General features: G+C 62.7%; 24 protein-coding genes. 3 read left to right on the top strand and 21 right to left on the bottom strand.

Going from position 1 to position 20846, the window contains the following annotated elements:
- Positions 1 to 14: 14 nt before the first annotated feature.
- The 5 genes from F3H98_RS10375 to plsX all read right to left on the bottom strand — a co-directional run bounded on the left by F3H98_RS10375 (position 15) and on the right by plsX (position 3713).
- Complete coding sequence (locus tag F3H98_RS10375) at positions 15 to 257, bottom strand: hypothetical protein (RefSeq protein ID WP_149760074.1); 243 nt, start codon at positions 255 to 257, stop codon at positions 15 to 17.
- Positions 258 to 566: 309 nt separating this feature from the next.
- Positions 567 to 1112, bottom strand: coding sequence for a MerR family transcriptional regulator (locus tag F3H98_RS10370; protein WP_149760073.1), 546 nt, complete (start codon positions 1110 to 1112; stop codon positions 567 to 569).
- A 123-nt stretch (positions 1113 to 1235) separates the two neighbouring features.
- Positions 1236 to 1559 (bottom strand): integration host factor subunit alpha, encoded by a 324-nt coding sequence (locus F3H98_RS10365; protein ID WP_149760072.1) that lies wholly within the window; start codon positions 1557 to 1559, stop codon positions 1236 to 1238.
- Between the two features lie 106 nt (positions 1560 to 1665).
- Positions 1666 to 2637, bottom strand: coding sequence for a beta-ketoacyl-ACP synthase III (locus F3H98_RS10360; protein ID WP_149760337.1), 972 nt, complete (start codon positions 2635 to 2637; stop codon positions 1666 to 1668).
- 8 nt (positions 2638 to 2645) lie between these two features.
- Positions 2646 to 3713, bottom strand: a complete 1068-nt coding sequence (gene plsX / locus F3H98_RS10355; protein ID WP_149760071.1) for a phosphate acyltransferase PlsX — start codon at positions 3711 to 3713, stop codon at positions 2646 to 2648.
- 196 nt (positions 3714 to 3909) lie between these two features.
- Here plsX and F3H98_RS10350 point away from each other — a divergent pair, with 196 nt between their 5' ends.
- Positions 3910 to 4548: a LysE family translocator gene (locus F3H98_RS10350; protein ID WP_149760070.1), complete on the top strand. Its 639-nt coding sequence runs from the start codon at positions 3910 to 3912 to the stop codon at positions 4546 to 4548.
- A gap of 5 nt (positions 4549 to 4553) precedes the next feature.
- Here F3H98_RS10350 and F3H98_RS10345 read toward each other — a convergent pair whose 3' ends face one another.
- Together F3H98_RS10345 and F3H98_RS10340 are read right to left on the bottom strand one after the other, a co-directional pair.
- Positions 4554 to 5102 (bottom strand): YceD family protein, encoded by a 549-nt coding sequence (locus F3H98_RS10345; RefSeq protein WP_149760069.1) that lies wholly within the window; start codon positions 5100 to 5102, stop codon positions 4554 to 4556.
- Positions 5099 to 5662, bottom strand: coding sequence for a ubiquinol-cytochrome C chaperone family protein (locus tag F3H98_RS10340; RefSeq protein WP_149760068.1), 564 nt, complete (start codon positions 5660 to 5662; stop codon positions 5099 to 5101). Before F3H98_RS10340 ends, F3H98_RS10345 begins: the two co-directional genes overlap by 4 nt.
- A 121-nt stretch (positions 5663 to 5783) precedes the next feature.
- On the opposite strand from F3H98_RS10340, the gene F3H98_RS10335 reads away from it, so the two are divergent.
- Positions 5784 to 6305: an outer membrane protein assembly factor BamE gene (locus tag F3H98_RS10335; protein WP_149760067.1), complete on the top strand. Its 522-nt coding sequence runs from the start codon at positions 5784 to 5786 to the stop codon at positions 6303 to 6305.
- Positions 6306 to 6421: 116 nt separating this feature from the next.
- Here F3H98_RS10335 and F3H98_RS10330 read toward each other — a convergent pair whose 3' ends face one another.
- The 14 genes from F3H98_RS10330 to F3H98_RS10265 form a co-directional block, all read right to left on the bottom strand.
- On the bottom strand, positions 6422 to 8566 hold the full coding sequence (locus F3H98_RS10330; protein ID WP_149760066.1) for a sodium-translocating pyrophosphatase: 2145 nt from the start codon (positions 8564 to 8566) through the stop codon (positions 6422 to 6424).
- Positions 8567 to 8731: 165 nt separating this feature from the next.
- Positions 8732 to 9211, bottom strand: a complete 480-nt coding sequence (locus F3H98_RS10325; RefSeq protein ID WP_244621666.1) for a GNAT family N-acetyltransferase — start codon at positions 9209 to 9211, stop codon at positions 8732 to 8734.
- A complete protein-coding gene (locus F3H98_RS10320) occupies positions 9208 to 10422 on the bottom strand; it encodes an MFS transporter (protein ID WP_149760065.1) in 1215 nt (404 codons plus the stop codon). The genes F3H98_RS10325 and F3H98_RS10320 overlap by 4 nt, the downstream gene beginning before the upstream one ends.
- Positions 10419 to 10922 carry a transcription antitermination factor NusB gene (nusB, locus tag F3H98_RS10315; RefSeq protein WP_244621665.1) on the bottom strand — a complete coding sequence of 168 codons (504 nt, stop codon included), beginning with the start codon at positions 10920 to 10922 and terminating at the stop codon, positions 10419 to 10421. The genes F3H98_RS10320 and nusB overlap by 4 nt, the downstream gene beginning before the upstream one ends.
- 5 nt (positions 10923 to 10927) lie before the next feature.
- Positions 10928 to 11413 (bottom strand): 6,7-dimethyl-8-ribityllumazine synthase, encoded by a 486-nt coding sequence (gene ribH, locus F3H98_RS10310; protein ID WP_149760064.1) that lies wholly within the window; start codon positions 11411 to 11413, stop codon positions 10928 to 10930.
- A 76-nt stretch (positions 11414 to 11489) separates the two neighbouring features.
- Positions 11490 to 11792: a DUF1905 domain-containing protein gene (locus F3H98_RS10305; protein WP_149760334.1), complete on the bottom strand. Its 303-nt coding sequence runs from the start codon at positions 11790 to 11792 to the stop codon at positions 11490 to 11492.
- A gap of 45 nt (positions 11793 to 11837) precedes the next feature.
- Complete coding sequence (locus F3H98_RS10300; protein WP_149760063.1) at positions 11838 to 12455, bottom strand: riboflavin synthase; 618 nt, start codon at positions 12453 to 12455, stop codon at positions 11838 to 11840.
- Entirely contained in the window at positions 12455 to 13582 is a 1128-nt protein-coding gene (gene ribD, locus F3H98_RS10295) for a bifunctional diaminohydroxyphosphoribosylaminopyrimidine deaminase/5-amino-6-(5-phosphoribosylamino)uracil reductase RibD (protein WP_149760062.1), read from the bottom strand. The genes F3H98_RS10300 and ribD overlap by 1 nt, the downstream gene beginning before the upstream one ends.
- A 3-nt stretch (positions 13583 to 13585) precedes the next feature.
- Complete coding sequence (nrdR, locus tag F3H98_RS10290) at positions 13586 to 14050, bottom strand: transcriptional regulator NrdR (RefSeq protein WP_149760061.1); 465 nt, start codon at positions 14048 to 14050, stop codon at positions 13586 to 13588.
- 221 nt (positions 14051 to 14271) lie between these two features.
- A complete protein-coding gene (glyA, locus tag F3H98_RS10285; protein WP_149760060.1) occupies positions 14272 to 15585 on the bottom strand; it encodes a serine hydroxymethyltransferase in 1314 nt (437 codons plus the stop codon).
- Between the two features lie 272 nt (positions 15586 to 15857).
- Positions 15858 to 17114 carry a L,D-transpeptidase family protein gene (locus F3H98_RS10280; protein WP_149760059.1) on the bottom strand — a complete coding sequence of 419 codons (1257 nt, stop codon included), beginning with the start codon at positions 17112 to 17114 and terminating at the stop codon, positions 15858 to 15860.
- Between the two features lie 305 nt (positions 17115 to 17419).
- Positions 17420 to 17935 (bottom strand): transcriptional regulator LdtR, encoded by a 516-nt coding sequence (gene ldtR / locus F3H98_RS10275; RefSeq protein WP_149760058.1) that lies wholly within the window; start codon positions 17933 to 17935, stop codon positions 17420 to 17422.
- A gap of 322 nt (positions 17936 to 18257) precedes the next feature.
- Entirely contained in the window at positions 18258 to 18680 is a 423-nt protein-coding gene (locus F3H98_RS10270; RefSeq protein WP_149760057.1) for a DUF6163 family protein, read from the bottom strand.
- On the bottom strand, positions 18677 to 19717 hold the full coding sequence (locus F3H98_RS10265) for an enoyl-CoA hydratase/isomerase family protein (protein WP_149760056.1): 1041 nt from the start codon (positions 19715 to 19717) through the stop codon (positions 18677 to 18679). Before F3H98_RS10265 ends, F3H98_RS10270 begins: the two co-directional genes overlap by 4 nt.
- 260 nt (positions 19718 to 19977) lie before the next feature.
- Here F3H98_RS10265 and F3H98_RS10260 point away from each other — a divergent pair, with 260 nt between their 5' ends.
- On the top strand, positions 19978 to 20775 hold the full coding sequence (locus F3H98_RS10260) for a DUF1214 domain-containing protein (protein WP_244621664.1): 798 nt from the start codon (positions 19978 to 19980) through the stop codon (positions 20773 to 20775).
- Positions 20776 to 20846 lie beyond the last annotated feature (71 nt).

The raw sequence follows: 20846 nt of genomic DNA, 5'->3' as shown, positions 1-20846 counted from the left end.
GGCGGGCTGGCGGATCATCGATCGCCATCGCCAGCCAACCCTGCCTTTTTAACCACTTCGAATCTGAATGACTTCTCGTCCTCGAAAACCTGCATGGCGAGATTGAACCCGCCGGTGGCGTCGAGTTCTTTGGCGGGCATGTCGACGGTGCCGCCCAGCCTGTTGACCAGCGCAATCAGCAACTGCGGCAGCATTGCCTGCACCAGCTGCTGGTGCTCATAGGACAGGTTGCGGATCAAACTCATCGCCAGGGTCATTTCAATCGTTAGCCTGACAAATGTATGAACTCCTTGGAGACCAAAGAGTTTCGTTCCGTGCAAAAACTGTAGCAACCGTTCACAAAAGTCGAACGAGATCGCCGCCGTCTTACTCGATTCGGTGAACGGCGCTTATTCTCGCCAGTCTGATGACTGCGCGCGTCCAAGTCGATTTCGCCTCGATGATCAACGGCCTGACTGCATCGGGCTTGTCGCACCAGGAAATTACCCAATCGGCTTGTTTACGCATAGGATCTTTCCGAAAGCCGCTTCGCGCTTTTCGGTCTGATGCTCTAGCCGGTTGAGGCCCTACCGTACCTGATCGAGCAGGCGCTTGCATTCGAGCAGGTCGAACAGCGCCTCCTGCAGCAGCGCCCGGTTGTCGCGCGACAGCTTTCCCGATCCCGGCGGCACCGGGCCTTCGTCATCGGCCTTGCCGAGGCCGAAGAAGCGGCGGTTTGGCTTGGCTTTCGCTTCGCCGACCAGCATTTCGTCGTCGGGCCCGCGCGGCGCCCCCGCGGCGGCAGGCGGCGGGGCGGCTTCGGCCTGCTTGCGCTGCGTGATCGCCTCGATCGCCGTCACATCGCCGGCGCCGATCGCCACCAGGAAATGGTTGCCGTTGTCGCGCAGCAGCTTCTGCACGCCCTTGATCGTATAGCCCTGGTCGTAGAGCATATGGCGGATGCCCTTGATCAGTTCGACATCCTGCGGCCGGTAGTAGCGCCGTCCGCCGCCACGCTTCATCGGCTTGATCTGGTTGAAACGGGTCTCCCAGAAGCGCAGCACATGCTGGGGAAGGTCGAGGTCTTCGGCGACCTCGCTGATGGTACGGAATGCGTCGGGGCTCTTGTCCATGGAAATCACCCGCTGGCTTGACCGATTCGTCACCATTTCAGCGGTTTGAACGACAATATTCAAGCCCGGCGTCAGTTTCGCCGGGTTATCAACCGCTGAAAATGACGCTACGGCAACCGGCGCTTATTTCCCGGATTTGACCTTGTTCGACTGATGTGACCGAAGAATGCGGTTTTTCAAGACGTTAGAGGCCTTGAAGGTCATCACGCGGCGCGGCAGGATCGGCACTTCCTCGCCGGTCTTGGGGTTGCGCCCGACGCGTTCGTTCTTGCCGCGCACATGGAAAGTGGCAAAGGAAGACAGTTTCACTGTCTCGCCGCGCACGATCGCTTCGCAGATTTCATCGAGAACCGTTTCGACCAGTTCAGCGGATTCGGTGCGGGATAGGCCGACTTTGCGGTAAACCGCTTCGGCGAGATCGGCGCGCGTAAGTGTCTTTGCCCCCATGCGACCGTCCAGCCATCCTTAAAAACACAATCGAAACAAGCGACAACGTTAGAAAATTGGTTTGGCAAGGTCAAGGACTGTCGGGCCGGAAGACCGGAATAAAGCTTTACCAGCGCAGCAGCACCGCCCCCCAGGTGAATCCGCCCCCCATTGCCTCCAAAAGTACCAGATCGCCCTTCCTGATGCGGCCGTCCTTGACCGCTACCGCGAGAGCCAGCGGCACCGAGGCGGCCGACGTGTTGCCATGCCTGTCCACCGTGATCACCACTTTTGCGTCGGCGATGCCAAGTTTCTTTGCCGAAGCATCGATGATGCGCTTGTTGGCCTGGTGCGGCACGAACCAGTCGAGATCCTCCGCGGTGATGCCGGCCTCAGAAAACGTCGCCTCGATGACGTCGGTAATCATGCCGACCGCATGCTTGAACACCTCGCGGCCTTCCATACGCAGGTGGCCGACGGTGCCGGTCGTCGACGGCCCGCCGTCGACATAGAGCTTTTCCCTATGGGTTCCGTCGGAGCGCAGGCTGGCGGCCAGGACGCCTTGGTCGGCAATCGTGCCAGCGCCTTCCTGCGCTTCCACCACCAGCGCGCCGGCGCCGTCGCCGAACAGCACGCAGGTGGAGCGGTCGTTCCAGTCGAGAATGCGCGAAAAGGTTTCCGAGCCGATGATAAGCACCCGCCTCGCAAGACCGCCGCGAATGTAGAGGTCGGCCGTGGTGACCGCGTAGACGAAACCCGAGCACACCGCCTGCATGTCGAAGGCGAAGCCGTGGCGCATGCCAAGGCGCTGCTGGATCTCAACCGCGGTCGCGGGAAATGTGTTGTTCGGCGTCGAGGTGGCAAGCACGATCAGGTCGATGTCGTCCGGCGTCAGCCCGGCATTGTCGAGCGCTTCGCGCGCCGCCGCCTCGCCCAGCGAGGCGGTCGTCTCGTCGTCGGCTGCAATGTGGCGCTGGCGGATGCCGGTGCGCTGGGCGATCCACTCGTCGGAGGTTTCGACCATGCCCTCGAAATCGGTGTTCTTCATGATGCGCCGGGGCAGCGCCGAGCCGATGCCGCGCACGACTGATCTGATCATCATAATTCCTACTCGTCGCCGTCGCCGGCTGCTGCGGGTATTTCCGCCTGCAACTGCGGCTGGCGTGCGTGAAACGTATCGAGATCGCTCTTGATCTTCTCGATCAGGCGATTTCGCACCATATCGTAGCCGAGTTCGATGGCGGCGGCGAAACCTTCGTCGTCGGTGCCGCCATGGCTCTTCACCACGATGCCGTTGAGGCCGAGGAAGACGCCGCCATTGACCTTGCGGACGTCCATCTTCTCGCGCAGGCGGTCGAAGGCGCTCTTGGCGAACAGATAGCCGATGCGCGCCATCAGCGTGCGGCTCATGGCGGCGCGCAGATATTCGCCGATCTGCTTTGCCGTGCCCTCCGCCGTTTTCAGCGCGATATTGCCGGCGAAGCCTTCCGTCACCACCACGTCGACAGTGCCCTTGCCGAGGTCGTCGCCTTCGACGAAGCCGCGATAATCCATGGACTTGAGGTTGGCCTCGCGCAGCAGCAGCCCGGCTTCCTTGACCTCTTCCTGGCCCTTGATCTCCTCGACACCGACATTGAGCAGTCCGACAGTCGGGCGGTCGAGCGCAAGCAGGGCGCGCGCCATCGCAGCGCCCAGGATTGCGAAATCGATCAGCTGGTGGGCATCCGCGCCAATCGTCGCGCCGACATCGAGCACCACGCTTTCGCCGCGCACCGTCGGCCACAGGGCGGCGATCGCCGGCCGGTCGATCGAGGCCATGGTGCGCAAGCAGAATTTTGACATGGCCATCAGCGCGCCGGTGTTGCCGGCGGAAATGCAGACGTCGGCATGGCCGTTCTTGACCGCCTCTACCGCCTTCCACATCGAGGATTTCCAGCGCCCGTGGCGCAACGCCTGGCTCGGCTTGTCGTCCATGCGCACCGCCACCTCGCAGTGGACGAACTCGCTGACGCCGGCAAGCCTGGGCAGCTGGTCGAGAACCGGGCGCACCGCGTCGTCGCGGCCGTAGATCAGGAACCTTACGTCAGGGCGGCGCTCGATCACCTTCACGAGGGCCGGCAGGATCACTTTGGGGCCGTGATCACCGCCCATGGCGTCAATGGAGATACGTATCACGCGGCGATCATCTCACAGGTTCTCGGGGTGAAGCGAGGTTTCGAAAAGCTTGGCGAAAATAGCGGTTTTGCGTCCCGGCACAACATCGATTTCGCGCCGCAGCAGCGGAATTCAGGAGTTTTGTGTCGCACTTCCCCAGCGCTTGCCGTCCGGGTAGCATGTTTTTTCACAAGTTCCCAAACGCAAGAGCATCGGAATGGGCAGTTTGTTCCTGGCATTTCTCGGGGTCTCGATCGTCGTCATCGTGACCCCGGGACCGGATACGGCGATCACCATCCGCAACACGCTGCTCGGCGGCCGTGCCGGCGGCGTGTTCACCGCGCTCGGAATCGCGGCCGGCCAAACGGTCTGGGCTGTCGCGACGAGTGCGGGAATGGTCGCGATTCTCGTCGCTTCCGAACCGCTGTTCCTCGCCGTCAAATATGCCGGCGCCCTCTATCTCGTCTATCTCGGCATCCAGGCGCTGCGCGAAGCAATGGCGCCATCGCAGGCTGCCGCGGTCGGCAATGGCCTCGTTCAGCCGTCCTTCCGGCTGCGGCCGCCCGTCGCCTTCCGCCAGGGGCTGATCAGCGATCTCGGCAATCCGAAAATGGCCGTGTTCTTCGCCAGCCTGCTGCCGCAATTCCTACCGCCCGGCCAGGCGAGCTTTTCCGCGTTGCTGCTTCTCGGCGTGGTTTTCGCCGCGATGACGTTCGCCTGGCTGGCCTTCTACGCCGCGGTGATCGCCAAAGCCGGCGATTTCCTGCGCAGGCCGGCAATCAGGCGCGCCGTCGAAGGCGTTACAGGCGTGCTCCTCATCGGGCTCGGCATGCGCATCGCCGCCGAACAGCGATAGTCACCTCAGGAGGGCTTTTTCAGTGCCGACAGGCGCGCGAAGGGCGAATCAGGCACATCCTCGGCCTCATCCTCGGCCTGCCCCAGATCTGCCCCCTGCTTGCGCGGGTAAGGATCGATCGCCAGTTCGAAAAACTCTTCCGCCAGCGCGCCAACGTCGATCGTGTCGCCGGTAAACGTCTCCGGACTGTCCGGCCCATCGGCGGCGAGCAGGATTTCTCCGCCGGCATGGAAGCCTTCACGGCCGAGCTTGGAATCCTCGGGCAGGTAGAGCGCCGACACCTCCTCGAAAATGCGGCTCTCGACCGGTTCCAGGGTGATGATGCATTCCTGGACGATATCGGCCTCGACGTTGCCGCTGACCTTGACCCCGTTGCGCTTCCACGAGGTGACCAGCAGCTCGGCGCGGTAGCGTTCCACCGAGGCAAGCCCGTGCAATTGCGCCAGCCTCGCGCGTTGCCCGGCATCGGCCTCGATCACCACGGGCAAACCCTTGTTGGGCAGCCGCGCGACGTTGGCGAGGAAGGAGACCGGGCTTTCCGGGTTGTGTTTCATGATGGATGTCCTCCTTCCTGTTCGGGTGTCTGCTGGGGATAGCGAATGGTTCCGCCGAGAATCCCTTCGATCCCCTGCCCCGCCAGATGGCGGTCGGCCTCCATCACATAACCCGCAAGCGCGTCGGCTTCCGGCCATTCGCCACTGTCGGGCCGTATGTTGCGGGCAAGGGCTGCCGCCAGAGCCGGCCGGTCGCCGCGGTCCAGCGCCTCGGCATAGGCCATCGTGCGGCCGTAGAACATTTTTGCCAGCTTCTTCATGCGCTTCGGCACGCCGAGATCGCCGATACCGAGTTCGCGCAGCGACAATTCCACGTCGGCAAAGAACTCGTCGGTGAGAACCTGGGCGACCTCGCGCGCCGCGCCGGTTTCGTTGCGCATGCGGTGCAGGAACAGGAAGACGTGCACGGACAGCATTTCGAAGCGGCCGAGCGGCGTATCGGGCACATTCCAGTCGGAATAAAAAGCCGGCTGCCGCGCCGCTGCCACGATTTCACCGTACAGCGCGTCGGTAATCGTCCGGTTGGCTCGACGCTGACGGCCGAACAGGCGTTGGAACATGAGGCGGTCTCCTGGGGACCCGTTTCATTTGCGGCCTTGTTGCATCGGCGCGCAAGCTGGTTTACCGGTTTTGCGGCCTCGTGCAAGCCGGGCCGGGGACAGGGGAATTATGGAGTTGTTGTTGGGCTCGCCAAAATTCAAGACGGGATCGTTGTCGAATTCCGCAATCGCCATTTCACTGCTGGGAGTGGTCGCCGTGCTCAGCGGCTGCAATTCCCCCACCACGAAATCGCTTGGGCTTAATCCGAGCGAAACGCTGACGCAGGGTTACGTCATCGACCAGCAGCAGATCGATCAAGTTCCCGTCGGCTCGAGCCGTGAGCAGGTCATCCTGGCGCTGGGCAGCCCGTCGACCACCGCGACGTTCGACAACGAGGTGTTCTACTACATCTCGCAGACCCGCAAGCGTCCGGTCGCCTTCTTGAACCCGCGCATCGTCGACCAGCGCGTGCTTGCCGTCTATTTCGGCGAGGATGGCCGGGTCGCCAACATCGCCAACTACGGCAAGAAGGACGGCAAGGTGTTCGATTTCATCTCGCGCACGACGCCGACCGCCGGCAAGGACCAGAATTTCATCGGCCAGCTCATGGCCGGCGCCAGTGGCATGCCCCAGAGCCTGCCAGGCATGCCGCAACAGCAGTGATGCGGCTGAGCCGTTAGAGTATTTGCAGCACCGCGCGGCAACGGCCGAGGCGCTCTCAAAGAAAAACCCGCGGGAGCGATCCCGCGGGTTTTGTTTTGTCCGCCCGGTAGAACCGGTCAGGCGCTGTGCGCCAGCACCGCCAGCAGCAGCAAGGCCACGATGTTGGTGATCTTGATCGCCGGGTTGACGGCCGGTCCGGCGGTATCCTTGTAGGGATCGCCGACGGTATCGCCGGTCACCGAAGCCTTGTGCGCCTCGGAGCCCTTGAGGTGCTTGACGCCGTCCTTGTCGACGAAGCCGTCCTCGAAGCTCTTCTTGGCGTTATCCCACGCGCCGCCGCCGGAGGTCATCGAGATGGCGACGAACAGGCCGTTGACGATAACGCCGAGCAGCGAGGCGCCGAGCGCGGCAAAGGCCGAAGCCTTGGAGCCGGAGATCAGCAGCACGCCGAAATAGACGACCAGCGGCGCCAGCACCGGCAGCAGCGACGGGATGATCATCTCCTTGATAGCCGCCTTGGTCAAAAGGTCGACGGCGCGGGCATAATCGGGTTTGGAAGTGCCCTTCATGATGCCCGAATCCTCACGGAACTGACGCCGCACTTCCTCGACGATCGAACCCGCCGCACGGCCGACCGCCGTCATCGCGATGCCGCCGAACAGGTACGGGATCAGGCCGCCGAAGATCAGGCCCGCGACCACATACGGGTTCGACAGGTCGAACGAGACCGTGCCGATGTCGGCGAAGTACGGGAACTGCGTCGGATTGGCCGCGAAGTACTGCAGGTCGTAGCTGTAGGCGGCAAACAGCACCAGCGCGCCGAGACCGGCGGAGCCGATCGCATAACCCTTGGTGACTGCCTTGGTGGTGTTGCCGACGGCGTCGAGCGCGTCGGTCGATTGCCGCACTTCCTTGGGCAGGCCCGACATTTCGGCGATGCCGCCGGCATTGTCCGTCACCGGTCCGAAGGCGTCGAGCGCGACGATCATGCCGGCGAGGCCGAGCATGGTGGTCACCGCGATCGCCGTGCCGTAGAGGCCGGCAAGCTGGAACGTCGCGATGATGCCGCCGACGATGACGATGGCAGGCAGCGCCGTCGATTCCAGCGAGACCGCGAGACCCTGGATGACGTTGGTGCCGTGGCCGGTCACCGACGCCTGGGCGATCGAGTTGACCGGACGCTTGTTGGTTCCGGTGTAGTACTCGGTGATGACGACGATCAGGCCGGTCACCAGAAGGCCGATGAGGCCGCAGACGAACAGGTTCTGACCGGTGATCACGACACCGCCGCCGGTGCCGATTTCGCCCCAGCCGACGGTCAGGGAGGTAGCCGCGCCGAGACCGACGATCGACAGAAGGCCGGTGACGATCAGGCCCTTGTAGAGGGCGCCCATGATCGAGCCGTTGGAGCCGAGCTTGACGAAGAAGGTGCCGACGATCGACGTGATGATGCAGGCGCCGCAGATGGCGAGCGGGTAGATCATGACGCTGCCCAGCACCGCGGTGCCGCCGAAGAAGATGGCGCCCAGAACCATGGTGGCGACCACGGTCACGGCGTAGGTTTCGAACAGATCGGCCGCCATGCCCGCGCAGTCGCCGACATTGTCGCCGACGTTGTCGGCGATGGTCGCCGGGTTGCGCGGATCGTCTTCCGGAATGCCCGCCTCGACCTTGCCGACGAGATCGCCGCCGACGTCCGCACCCTTGGTGAAGATGCCGCCGCCGAGACGCGCGAAGATCGAGATCAGCGAAGCGCCGAAGCCGAGCGCCACCAGCGAGTCGATGACCATGCGGTCGGCCGGCTGATAACCCATCGGACCAGTCAGCACCCAGTAGTAGACGGAGACGCCAAGCAGCGCGAGGCCGGCAACCAGCATGCCGGTGATGGCGCCCGACTTGAAGGCGATGTCGAGACCGGCGGCAAGGCTGTTGGAAGCGGCCTGCGCGGTGCGCACATTGGCGCGCACGGAGACGTGCATGCCGATGAAGCCGGCGGCGCCCGAAAGCACCGCACCGATCAGGAAGCCGATCGCGGCGGTGCCGGAAAGCAGCCACCAGGCAAGCAGGAAGACGACGACGCCGACAATGGCGATGGTGGTGTACTGACGAGCGAGATAGGCCTGCGCACCTTCACGGATGGCGCCGGCAATCTCCTGCATGCGTGCATTGCCCTGGTCGGACGCGAGAACCGATCGCGTTGCCCAGATGGCGTAGACGACTGAAAGCACGCCGCACAGAATGACTACGGAAAGCATGGTCATTAGCGGATTGTTCCTCGATTGTTGCCCGAAAGAACCCCTCCCCGGGCCGTTGAGCAGGGCCGGATGTCCTCAGACGGAATCCGACCCATCGCAGGCGCTTATGCGAAACAGGCTTGTGAACGTCAAGATATTGTTCGGTTTTTGCCCTGATTTCGCCTTGAAAGGTCAGGCCTGCGGTGCATCCGCCAATGGCAGGCGCATCTCCTTCGCCAATTCGAAACCGATCCTGCGATAGACGCCTTCGCCGGCATCCGAGGCGTGCAGGATGACTTTGGTGCAGCCAAGCGACTGCAAATGCCCGACCGCCGCCTTCACCAGCTCGGTTGCGATGCCTTTGCCGCGATGCTCGGCGTCCACAAAGACATGCCAGATGTAGCCGTCGAGTTGAATTTCAGGCTTTCTCACGACCGGATAAGGGGAAACGTAGAGGCCGCAAGCGGCGGAGCCGACGCGCTTGCCATCGATCAGCGCAAAGAATGCGCCGAGGCGGCGCTGCTCCCGTGCTTCTCGAATGAATTGACGCACCCTGGCATCGGCGTCGGCAAGCAGATGTTCCTTCGGCGTCCGGTAGCTCTCCCAAATCGCCAGATAATGCTGAACGAGAATATCGTCCTCATCCCCGGTGATTTCTCGGATTTCCATCATATCGTGGATTTCGCGGTGTTTCGGGCGCGGCCAACGACCAACACTCCCAAGGCCCCAAGACAAAGCGCCACGACTGGAAATACCACCCAGTTCAGCATTTCCCAGCCATAGGCATTGTAGACGGCGCCCGACATCAGCGATGCGAATGCGACGGAACCGAACAGCACGAAATCGTGGAAGCCCTGCACCCTGCCCTTCTCGGAGGGCCGGTAGCTGTCGGCCACCATGGCGGTGGCGCCGATGAAGCCGAAATTCCAGCCGAGTCCAAGCAGGATCAACGCTGTCCAGAACTGCCAGAGTTGGATGCCCGAGAGGCCGACGAGGGCGCAGGCGATCAAAAGCAGCAGCCCGGTTGCAACGATGCGTTCGGCGCCGAAGCGATGGATCAGCCGGCCGGTGAAGAAGCTCGGTCCGAACATTGCCATCACATGCCAGGAAATGCCAAGGGTGGCCTGGTCGGTGGAAAGGCCGCAGCCGACCATGGCAAGCGGTGCGCCGGTCATCACGAAGGTCATCAGCGTGTACGAGCCGATGCCGCAGACCAACCCGATGACGAAGCGCGGTTGCCGGGCTATTTCGCTGAGCGGCCTTGCCGGCATTTGTTCATGCCCATCTTCGCCGGACACGGCTGCGTGCGGGCGCAGGAACGACAGAATGATTGCACCGGCTCCGGCGACGACGATGATCGACATGAAGGAGCCGGCAAACATCACCGGCGCCAGCAATTCCTTGGTGAAGATGACGATCTGCGGTCCGAGGATCGCCGTTACGATGCCGCCGGCGAGCACGAAGGAGATGGCGCGCGCCTTGAATTCTGGGGGTGCGTTGTCGGCCGCCGCGAAGCGGAACTGCTGCACGAAGGCGCCGCCGATGCCGACGATCATCATGCCAATCGCAAACAGCCAGAAATTGCCCTGCAAAAGGGCTGTGCCCGCTAGCGCGCCGCCGCAGCCGGTGACAACTGTACCGGTCATGAAACCGTTGCGCTGTCCCATGCGGCGGATGATGGCGGCAGCCGGCAGGGCGCCGAGTGCGACGCCGAGGTTGAAGCCGGTCACCGGCGCGGTCGCCAGCGACTTGTCGGCGCCGAGCAGGTAGTGGCCCGCGAGCCCACCAATGGAGAGGCAGATCGGAGCGGCCGAGCCGACGATTGCCTGCGAGGCCGCCAGGATGATCGCCGTGCGGCGCGCCTCGCGGGGGGCTGCCGTCACCTGGCGTCCTTGCCGCGTCCTTCGCCACGCACGCGGCGAGAAACCCTGTCGAGCACCGCGTTCACCAGTTTCGGCTCGTCCTCTTCGTAGAACGCCTTGGCGATATCGACATATTCGGAAACGATCACCGCCACCGGCACGTCCGCCCGTTCGGTGAGCTCGTAGACGCCGGCGCGCAGGATGGCGCGCAAGGTCGAATCGAGCCGCGACAGCGGCCAGTCCTCGGTCAGCGACTGGCGGATGACCGGGTCGATCGTCTTCTGGTTCTCGACAACGCCGGCGAGAATGGCGCGGAACCATTGCGCATCGGCCTCGCGATACGTCGCGCCGTCGACTTCTTTGCCGAGCCGGAAGGCTTCATATTCGGCGGTGATTTCAAGCAGTCCGCTGCCAGCGACGTCCATCTGGTAAAGCGCCTGCACAGCGGCAAGCCGTGCTGCGCCGCGCTTGTTGGCGTGGCGTATGCCGTTCGATCCGTCCTTGCCGGCAGATTGCGTCACGGCGATCAAGCTCCCAGCCGTTCGCGGATGGCGATCATGGTGAGCGCGGCGCGTGCCGCAAAGCCACCCTTGTCGCCTTCGCTGCGTTTCGCCCGGACCCAGGCCTGCGCATCGTTTTCGACGGTCAGGATGCCGTTGCCGATGGCCAGCGATTCCTCGACGGCGAGATCCATCAGGGCGCGGCTCGATTCGTTGGCGACGATATCGAAATGATAGGTATCGCCGCGAATGATGGTGCCCAGCGCGACGAAACCGTCATAATCGGTGCCCTCTTCTTCCGCCGCATCCAGCGCAAATGAAATAACGGCCGGGATTTCCAGCGCGCCGGGAACCGTCACCACCTCGTAGGTGGCGCCAGCCTCGTCGAGCGCTGTCTTGGCGCCGTCGAGCAGCGCATCGGCCAGGTCGTCGTGGAACCGCGCCTCTATGATCAGCACATGCGCCTTGTCGGGGCGAATGAATGCCTTGCCGTGTTGTGAGGTGCCTGCCATTTCAGTCTCCGGGGGTCGCCGGTGACTTAGGCCGAAGCGGACGCAACCGCAAGCGATGTGTGATTGTCAGGGGCGACTATTTTGGAGCGCCAGAGTGAACCGTCATATCGACGGACACCGTATCGTCAGCTGTCACGTTGATCTTCCGCCTGACATTCGTCTTCAGCGGCAATAGATAAGTCTCGTTCTTGGGAAAGAGCGATGTGGAGAAAACGACGCCCCCAATCACGGCTTCGACGGGTATCATTCCCCATCCATAGGTGACAACCTTCGATATCCGCCTGATTTCCTCACTGTGCTGCAAAGGTATGGGCACGAAGAAGAACGGGGACGGGCCTCTCCAATAGATTACCTTAGCCTCAAATCGAAACTGAGCCATAGGATCACTGTGGCGCACGCTTCCCTCCTGCAGAGACGATTGCCGTCAAAGGCCCTCCGCCGCCGCTTCCGACAGCCTTGCCGCGTAACGCGCCATGGTGTCGATCTCCAGGTTGACGCGGTCGCCGACCTGGCGTGCCCCCCAGGTCGTTACCTGCAGCGAGTGGTTGATCAGCAATACGTCGAAGCGGACGCCTTCTACCTTGTTGACCGTCAGCGACGTGCCGTCGAGCGCCACCGAGCCTTTCGGCGCGATGAACCTGGCGAGGTCGCGCGGCGCTTCGAGGGTAAAGCGCACCGCTCCCCCCTCTTCTTCCCGCGCGACGATTTCGGCCATGCCGTCGACATGCCCGGAGACGATATGACCGCCGAGTTCGTCGCCGATCTTCAGCGCCCGCTCCAGATTGATCTGCGCGCCCGCCGACCACGTCGACGCCGTCGTCAGCCGCAACGCCTCTTCCCAGGCCTCGACCTCGAACCAGCGCCGGTTCGAGCCGTCCTCCGGCAGGCCCGTCACCGTCAGGCAGACGCCCCCGCAAGCGATCGAAGCGCCGATCGGGATCGTCGCCGGGTCGTATTTCGTCTCGATGCGCAGGCGCACACCTTCCGCCAGCGGAGAAACCCCCGCTACCGTTCCGACATCGGTGACAATTCCGGTAAACATCAGAGTGCCTTCGTCCATTCCGCCAAAGCGTCGTCGCCAAACCGTGCCTCGCGGACCAGCCGGAAGCCATCGGGTATATGATTGCGGTCGAGCGGCGAAACAATGCCTCCGGCGCCGACAGTGCCCGGCCCGGTGAACAGCGCGATGCGGTCGACCAATCCTTCATCGAGGAAATTTCGGGCCGTTTCGGCGCCACCTTCGACCATCAGGCTCGACATGCCGAGGGCCGCCAGGTCTTCCAGCAGTTCGGGCAGCGCGATACGGCCTTCATAGGTTTCGGTGGCGAGGAATTTCACGCCCAGTGCTTCCAGCGCCGATTTCCTCGCTGCATCCGCGTCCAGTCCCACGGCGGCGAGCACGGGCACGCTGCGCGCTGTCGTTGCTAGCTTCGACGCCGGCGAAAGACGAGCCTCCCGGTCGAGCACGATGCGCGCCGGCGAACGGCCTTCCAGCCCCGGCAGCCTGACCGTCAACTCCGGGTCGTCGGCCAGCGCCGTGCCGATGCCGACCAGGATCGCATCCGACGCGGCGCGCATCAGGCGCACCTGGCGGCGGGCGACGGCGCCGGTGATCGCCACTTGCCCTTCACCCAGCCGGCCGATCATGCCGTCGGCGGAAACCGCAAGCTTCAGAGTCACTTCCGGGCGTTTTTGGAGAGATCGAACGAGGTATCCGGCGATGCGCTCGGCGGCTTCGTCGGCCAGCACCCGCTCGACCACCTCCACGCCGGCCGCGCGCAGAATGGCGTAACCCCTGCCCGAAACCCGCGGATCGGGATCGCTCGCCGCTCCCACTACCCGCACGATGCCTGCCGAGACAAGCGCGTTGGCGCATGGCGGCGTGCGGCCATGATGAGCGCAGGGTTCGAGCGTGACATAGGCGGTCGCGCCCCGCGCCAGTTCGCCGGCCTCCGCCAGCGCCTCGGTCTCGGCATGCGGCCGCCCGCCGATCGCGGTGACGCCGCTGCCGACGATCACCGGCCCGGCGCCGTCGTCGCGCACGACCAGCGTGCCGACCGAGGGATTGGTCGAGGTGCGGCCCGAATTTTTCTGCGCCAGCCTGATCGCCGCCGCCATGAAACGGCGATCGGCGGCTTCCTGTTCAGCGCTGGCCGGCGTGGAGACCATCGTTCACTCGAGGTCCTCGTCGCCCTTCAACTCGCCAAGGACATCGTGGAAATCCTTGGCTTCGCGGAAATTGCGGTAGACCGAGGCGAAGCGCACATAGGCGACGTCGTCGAGCGACTTCAGCGCCTCCATCACCAGCCGTCCGATCTCGCCCGACGGCACCTCGGTCTCGCCCGAGCTTTCGAGCTGGCGCACGATGCCGGTCACCGCGCGGTCGATGCGTTCCGGGTCGACATTGCGCTTGCGCACCGCGATTTCCATCGAGCGCAGCAGCTTGTCGCGGCTGAAAGGCACCTTGCGCCCGGATTTCTTGACCACCACCAGGTCGCGCAGTTGCACGCGTTCGAAGGTGGTGAAGCGGCCGCCGCAATCCGGACAGACGCGCCGCCTGCGGATCGCCGCCCCGTCTTCGGCGGGGCGCGAATCCTTCACCTGCGTATCTTCGGACTGGCAGTACGGACAACGCATGGATCGATCCTCGACTGCGATTCTGTTTCGCGAAGAGGCTTAAAGCATTTTGCAGCCAGGTGGAATCATCTGGCGTCGCACAAATGCGGCCAAACAACCTGCATTTTGCAGCCAGGTGGAATCACCTGGCGTCGCACAAATGCGGCCAAATAAACGAAGCCTTTCAGAATTTTTGTAAAAGCCGCGAGGCGCGCGGGGACCGTGCGCGCCTCGCGGAAAGGTCACCCGAGATAGGGATAGAGCGGAAAACGGTCGGCCAGCGCGACCACCTTCTGCTTCACCGCCGCCTCGACCGAAGCGTTGCCTTCGTCGGAGTTGGCGGCCTTCAGCCCGTCCAGCACTTCGGTGATCAGGTTGCCGATCTCGCGGAACTCGGCCTGGCCGAAGCCGCGCGTCGTGCCGGCAGGCGTGCCGAGGCGCACGCCCGAGGTGACGAACGGCTTTTCCGGATCGAACGGGATGCCGTTCTTGTTGCAGGTGATGTTGGCGCGTCCGAGTGCGGCTTCCGCGCGCTTGCCCGTAGCGTTCTTCGGGCGCAGGTCGACCAGCATCAGATGGTTGTCGGTGCCGCCCGACACGATGTCGAGGCCGGCCTCCTTCAGGCTCGAAGCCAGCGCCTTGGCGTTGGCCACGACATCCTGCGCGTAGGCCTTGAACTCCGGCCGCAGCGCCTCGCCGAAGGCAACCGCCTTGGCCGCGATCACATGCATCAGCGGGCCGCCCTGCAGGCCGGGGAACACCGCCGAATTCATCTTCTTGGCGATGTCCTCGTCATTGGTGAGGATCATGCCGCCACGCGGGCCGCGCAGCGATTTGTGGGTGGTCGTGGTCACCACATGCGCATGCGGCAGCGGCGAAGGATGGACGCCGCCGGCGACCAGGCCAGCGATATGCGCCATGTCGACCATCAGGTAAGCGCCGACGCTGTCTGCGATCTCGCGGAAGCGCTTCCAGTCCCAGATGCGGGAATAGGCGGTGCCGCCGGCCAGGATCAACTTCGGCTTGGTCTCATGCGCCTGCTTCTCGATGGCGTCCATGTCAAGGAGATGGTCGTCCTTGCGCACGCCGTAGGAGACGACCTTGAACCACTTGCCGGACATGTTGACCGGCGAGCCATGGGTCAGATGCCCGCCGGAATTGAGATCGAGACCCATGAAGGTATCGCCGGGCTGCAGAAGGGCCAGGAAAACCGCCTGGTTCATCTGGCTGCCGGAGTTGGGCTGCACATTGGCGAAATTGCAGGAAAACAGCTTTTTCGCCCGCTCGATGGCCAGTTCTTCAGCGATATCGACGAATTGGCAGCCGCCGTAATAGCGCTTGCCGGGGTAACCCTCGGCATATTTGTTGGTCATGATCGAGCCCTGCGCTTCCAGCACGGCGCGCGACACGATGTTCTCGGAAGCAATCAACTCGATCTCGTGCCGCTGGCGGCCAAGCTCGCTGCGGATCGAGCCGAAAACCTCGGGATCGGCCTCCGAAAGCGGCGTGTTGAAGAAGGATTCGAAATCTTTCGAGGCGGCCGTTGCAATTGCCATGGCGGTAATCCTTGCTTTCCGGGGTCAGCGGTTGCGCGCATTAGAGCGCCGCGCGTCCTTTTGGACGCGCAAAGGACGCTCTAAGACTTTGAATCTCTGCATCGTGCTTTCCGAAAATCGGAATCGATTTTCGGGCCGATGCAGTAACACAGTTGCGCACGCCCCGCCACGTTCGCGGTGCGAAATTTGATGGCCGCTTTGCGCCAGCGGAAAATGAAAAAGCCGCCCTTTCGAGGCGGCCTTTCCAGAAAACCGGAGGGTTTTCGCAAGTATCAGAGCGTGGTCGAGGAAATCTGCAATTCGTCGACGCCGTCGCGGCCGTAGATGTCGTCGCGGAAATGCACCACGCCGTCGCCGGTCGACCAGGCCGAGATATAGGTGAAATAGACCGGCACCGGGTTGGTGACGGCCACGGGGATGTTCTCGCCGCTCTTGATCGCCTGCTCGAAATGCTGGCGGTCCCAGCCTGGCGTGTCGCGCAGGATCCAGGTGACGAGGTCGCGGACGTTCTGGACGCGCACGCAGCCCGAAGAATCGAAGCGCATCAGCTTCGAGAACAGGCTCTGCTGCGGGGTGTCGTGCATGTAGACACCGTCCGGACTCGGGAAGTTGATTTTCACCGACGACATGGCGTTGCCGGCGCCCGGATCCTGGCGCAGCCGGAACTTCGCCGCGTCCTCGGTGTTCCAGTCGATGGTGGTCGGGTCGATCTCGCCTTCCGGCCCAAGAATGCGGATGTTGTTCTTGGAGAGGTAGGTCGGGTCCTTGCGCATCAGCGGGATGATGTCCTTGCGGACGATCGATTCCGGCGCGTTCCAGTAAGGATTGACGACGATCTCGTTGATCTTGGAGTTGAGGATCGGCGTCTGGCGGTCGACCTTGCCTACGATCGCGGTGTGGCGCAGCACGACGCGGTCGTTTTCGACGGCCTCGATCTGCGCGGCCGGAACGTTGACCATCACATAGCGCTGGCCGAGTTCGCCCGACATAGAGCGCAGCCGCACCAGATTGGTCTCAAGCTGGCCGAGGCGGACCGGCGCCGAGATGTTCATGGCGGCGTAGCTGTATTTGCCGAGCACGCCGTCAGCCGGCAGGCCGTGACGGGCCTGGAAACGCTTCACCGCCGCGTCGACATAAGTATCGAAGGCTTCGGAAATGCCGGCGCTCTGCGGCAGGTCGCCGGAAACCATCAGGCGCTTGCGCAACGGCACCACGTCGGGATCGACGACACCAAGCTTGAGCTTCTTGGTGTCCGGCACCGGCTGCCAGCCGCCCTGAGCGACAATGTTGGAATACTGCGCGATCGCCTGCTCCACATAGCCGACGGTATGCAGGCTGAAGATCGGAAGGTTGGAAGCCACCTTGCCGCCTTCGGCGGCGCGCGCGTCGAACGTATCGTCCCAATTGCCGCGGCTTGGCGAATTGAGGATATCCCCGATCACGTCCTGCGCACTGGCGGCCCCGGAAAATGCGGCAGCAGCAGCGATGGCGCTCGCACCGGTGATGAAAAGGCGACGGTTTGTTTTCATGAACATTCCAGACATCTACACCCAATTACTGCCGACAGAAATTGACACATCGCACAGGCTAGTTGGTCACTCTTAACAATTTGCCAACCATAAGAGGCACGTCACAGGCTCGCACAATGCGCAAATGTGAACTTGAGTTCCCCGCCGCTTGCATTCGGCACGGCAATACTCTCCGACCTTGGGTAAGTCATCGGAATATGGCGGCAGCGTGACCATCCACCACACAACGGTGTGAAGCATCGCTCAAAACGGCAAAACCGGCGCCGTGCGGGCGCCGGTTTTTGATTGGGCATGTTCGGTTCCGGTTACATGCGGTAGGCGATGGTGTCGTTCCAGAAGCGGTCGAGGCGCTGCAGGGCGCGGTTCATCTGCTTGAACTCGTCGGTGTTGATACCGCCGACCTGCTCGATCGAACCGATGTGGCGCTCGTAAAGACCGGCGACCACTTCGGCCACGTCATTGCCCTTCGGGGTTAGGCTGACGCGGACCGAACGGCGGTCGATGCGCGAGCGCTGGTGGTTGATGAAACCGAGGTCGACCAGCTTCTTCAGGTTGTAGGAAACGTTGGAGCCGAGATAGTAGCCACGCGAGCGCAGCTCGCCGGCGGTCAGTTCGGCATTGCCGATATTGAACAGCAGCAGCGCCTGGATAGCATTGATGTCGCTGCGGCCGTTGCGATCGAACTCATCCTTGATGACATCGAGCAAACGGCGGTGCAACCGCTCAACAAGCTGCAGCGATTCCATATAAAGGGAACGGATCGCTTCACGGCGATCGTCGGATACACTTGCGGTCTTTGCCGCGGGACGCGAATTGATCATTGTCTTGCCTCTCGTTTGTCGCCCGGTGATTGTTTTTTATTTCTCACCTTGATCGCGACCCTATCGAATACACCTAAAATTCGACTTAAAGGCCAAGGCTAACAAGAGCTTACCGGAGAGAGGTTTCGAAAGAGGATTAACAAAACCTTTCACGAGGGTAAGTTGTTAACCATGCGTGTTCGCACATTGCGGAGCGCGTGCGCGAAAGCCTGGGAAGAGTGGCTTCCCGTCTAGCGGGTGGCGGCGCGTTTCTGGGCACTGAGAACCGGAAGCGGAGTAAGCCGCCATTTGCAGGCCGGCATCACCTGAACATCAATACGTCCTAGCGGGCAGCGGCGCGTTTCTGGAAATAGATGACCAGCCGCAAGGCCGCATAGAGCAAAGCCACGCACAGATGCGAGACGACGATCAGGAGCTTGTCGGCGAAGAGTTCGGGGAAGCCGGCATACATCACTGTTTCAGTGGCTGCGCAGATGAACCATATCACCGGCCCCCACGAGGCAAGCATCCACAGGCCGATTGCCGCGAATGGGAAAAACACGGCCAGGATCACGCTCGGCACCTGCCAGTAGGTGGGCATCAGGTCGAAGCGCCACGTCGGGCCGTCGTAGATGCCGATCAGCCGGACCCAATAGAGCATGCCGAACATCAGGCAGTAGGCGGCGACCACGCGGTGGAACCAGTAGAAGGTCAGTTCCGCCGTCGAAGGCTCTAGGCTCGACTGCCTGGTCACTTCGTCGTTCAAAGCGCCAGTTCCTTTTCGAGCGGTGCGAAATAGGCATCGATCGCTGCCGGGTCAACATCGCTCAACGCGGCAGGACGCCACTGCGGCTTGGAGCCCTTCTCTATAATCGCCGCGCGGATGCCTTCGTAGAAATCGTCACCGGTCAGCATGCGGTTGAGAATGCGGAACTCCATCCGCATGCAGTCGTCCATGGAAAGCGTCAGCCCGGCGGAGATCTGGCGAAAGGCGACATTGAGGCTGGTCGGAGACTTCAGCCGAATGGTGGCAAGGGTCTTGGCCGCGAATTCGTCGCTGTCGGCGGAACGCCGCAGGCTTTCCACCACGTCGTACAACGAGGCTTGCGAAAAATGCTTGGCGATGGCTTCGAGCGTCGGCCGATCCGTTTCGCGCCGGGCGGCGCTGAAATAGCTGCGCAACACCGCCTCCGGCTCGCCGGTTTCGGTCAGGCGCTGGATAAAACCGGGCTGTCCTTCGGCCTTGATCGTATGCGTCGCCAGGCCCGACCAGAGCGCATCGCCATAACCGATGCGGTTTCCCGTCAGCGCCAGATACATGCCGAAGCTGCCGCCGAGGTCGGGGAGCAGGTGGCTGCCGCCGACATCAGGGAAGAAGCCGATGCCGACTTCCGGCATGGCGAACTGGGCGTTTTCGGTAAGCACGCGGTGCGAGCCATGAAACGACAGGCCGACGCCGCCGCCCATGACGATGCCGTCGATCAGCGCCACATAGGGCTTCCTGAAACGTGCGATCTGGGCATTGAGCCGGTACTCGTCGGCGAAAAACCCGACCATCGAACCGCTGTTTGCCCTGCCCGCGTAAACCGCCTGGATATCGCCGCCAGCGGAAAAGGCCCTGCCCTCGCCCTTGATCAGCACCACCGCGACACTTGCGTCGTGTTCCCACGCGGTCAGGGCCCTGGACAGCGCCTTGATCATGCGGTGCGTAAGGGCGTTGAGCGCTTGCGGACGCGTCAGCGTTACGACACCCGCCACACCGATCCGTTCGAATCGGATTTCGTCACCGCCATCAAAATCCACGCACAAATCCTTTTCGGACATCAGGAGACGTGCAGTGCTAGCGCATGGTCCCGCTTGCGGCAATGCTGCTGCTGGTGGCGAGTGTCCGTTTGAATTTCAGCTTAGGATAGAATCGAAAGGGCGGTTTCGCGCCAATTGACGCCCACCCAGGCCAGTGAGAAATTGCAGACGAGAGCATAGCGGTCGGCCACAATCACGGGGATGCGCCGTGTTCTGTTTGCACGTTTTCGCACGCTCCCGGAAAAAACGGAGTAGCCATCATGAACGGAAAATGGGTAACGACGCTCGGCACCGCAGCATTGCTGATGGCGGCTGCTCTCTTTTCTGCCACCGCGCAGACGCAGCCCCAACCAGCAACGGAAGCAGGCGCAATTTCGATCCCTGACGAAGAAGCGCAGGCCATCGCGAGGGACGCCTATGTCTACGCCTATCCGTTGATGTTGACGAATGCCATGCTAAGGAAGTTGAGCAACTTCGCGGAGGCTCCTCCCGGAGACGCGTTCGGGCCGCCGAACCAGTTTCACCACGCCCGCGCCTTTCCAAATCCCGACGACAGGCTCGTCATTCGCACGAATGGCGGCAAAGACTGGGTCTACACGACCCGCAGCGGCACCTATGGAACGGACTATCTCTACCGCGCGGCCATCGCTCAATGCTGCGTTGGCGAAAATCTGCCACAGGACGCGGTGTACCCCTCGCTATCCAGCGACAGCGAGGGCCCCGCGCTCGATGGCGGCAGCAACTACGTGCTGCACTTCGACAAGGGCAAGCTGCCGCCGGTGGATGCGTTCTGGTCGGTGACGGCCTATGACATCGAGGGCTATTTCATCCCCAACTCACTGAAGCGGCAGGCGATTGGCGATCGCGACAAGCTTGTCACCAACAGCGACGGTTCAGTGGACATCTACGTTCAGGCGACCTCGCCCGGCAGCGACAAGGAGGCAAACTGGCTCCCTGTCGGCAAGGGCCCCGTCACATTGCCGATGCGGCTCTACTCGCCGCGGGAGGAGTTTCTTAAAGGAGCCTGGGCGCCACCGCCCGTTAAGAAGGTGGACTGAGGAAACGCACTCCGGATCGAAAGCCGCATCAACTGCGACACCGCTGCGGCCGGGACGGGACTTGGTTCGCA

Source organism: Neomesorhizobium albiziae (assembly GCF_900114255.1).
Taxonomy (GTDB): Bacteria; Pseudomonadota; Alphaproteobacteria; order Rhizobiales; family Rhizobiaceae; genus Neomesorhizobium; species Neomesorhizobium albiziae.
This window is presented reverse-complemented; position numbering and strand designations above follow the sequence as displayed.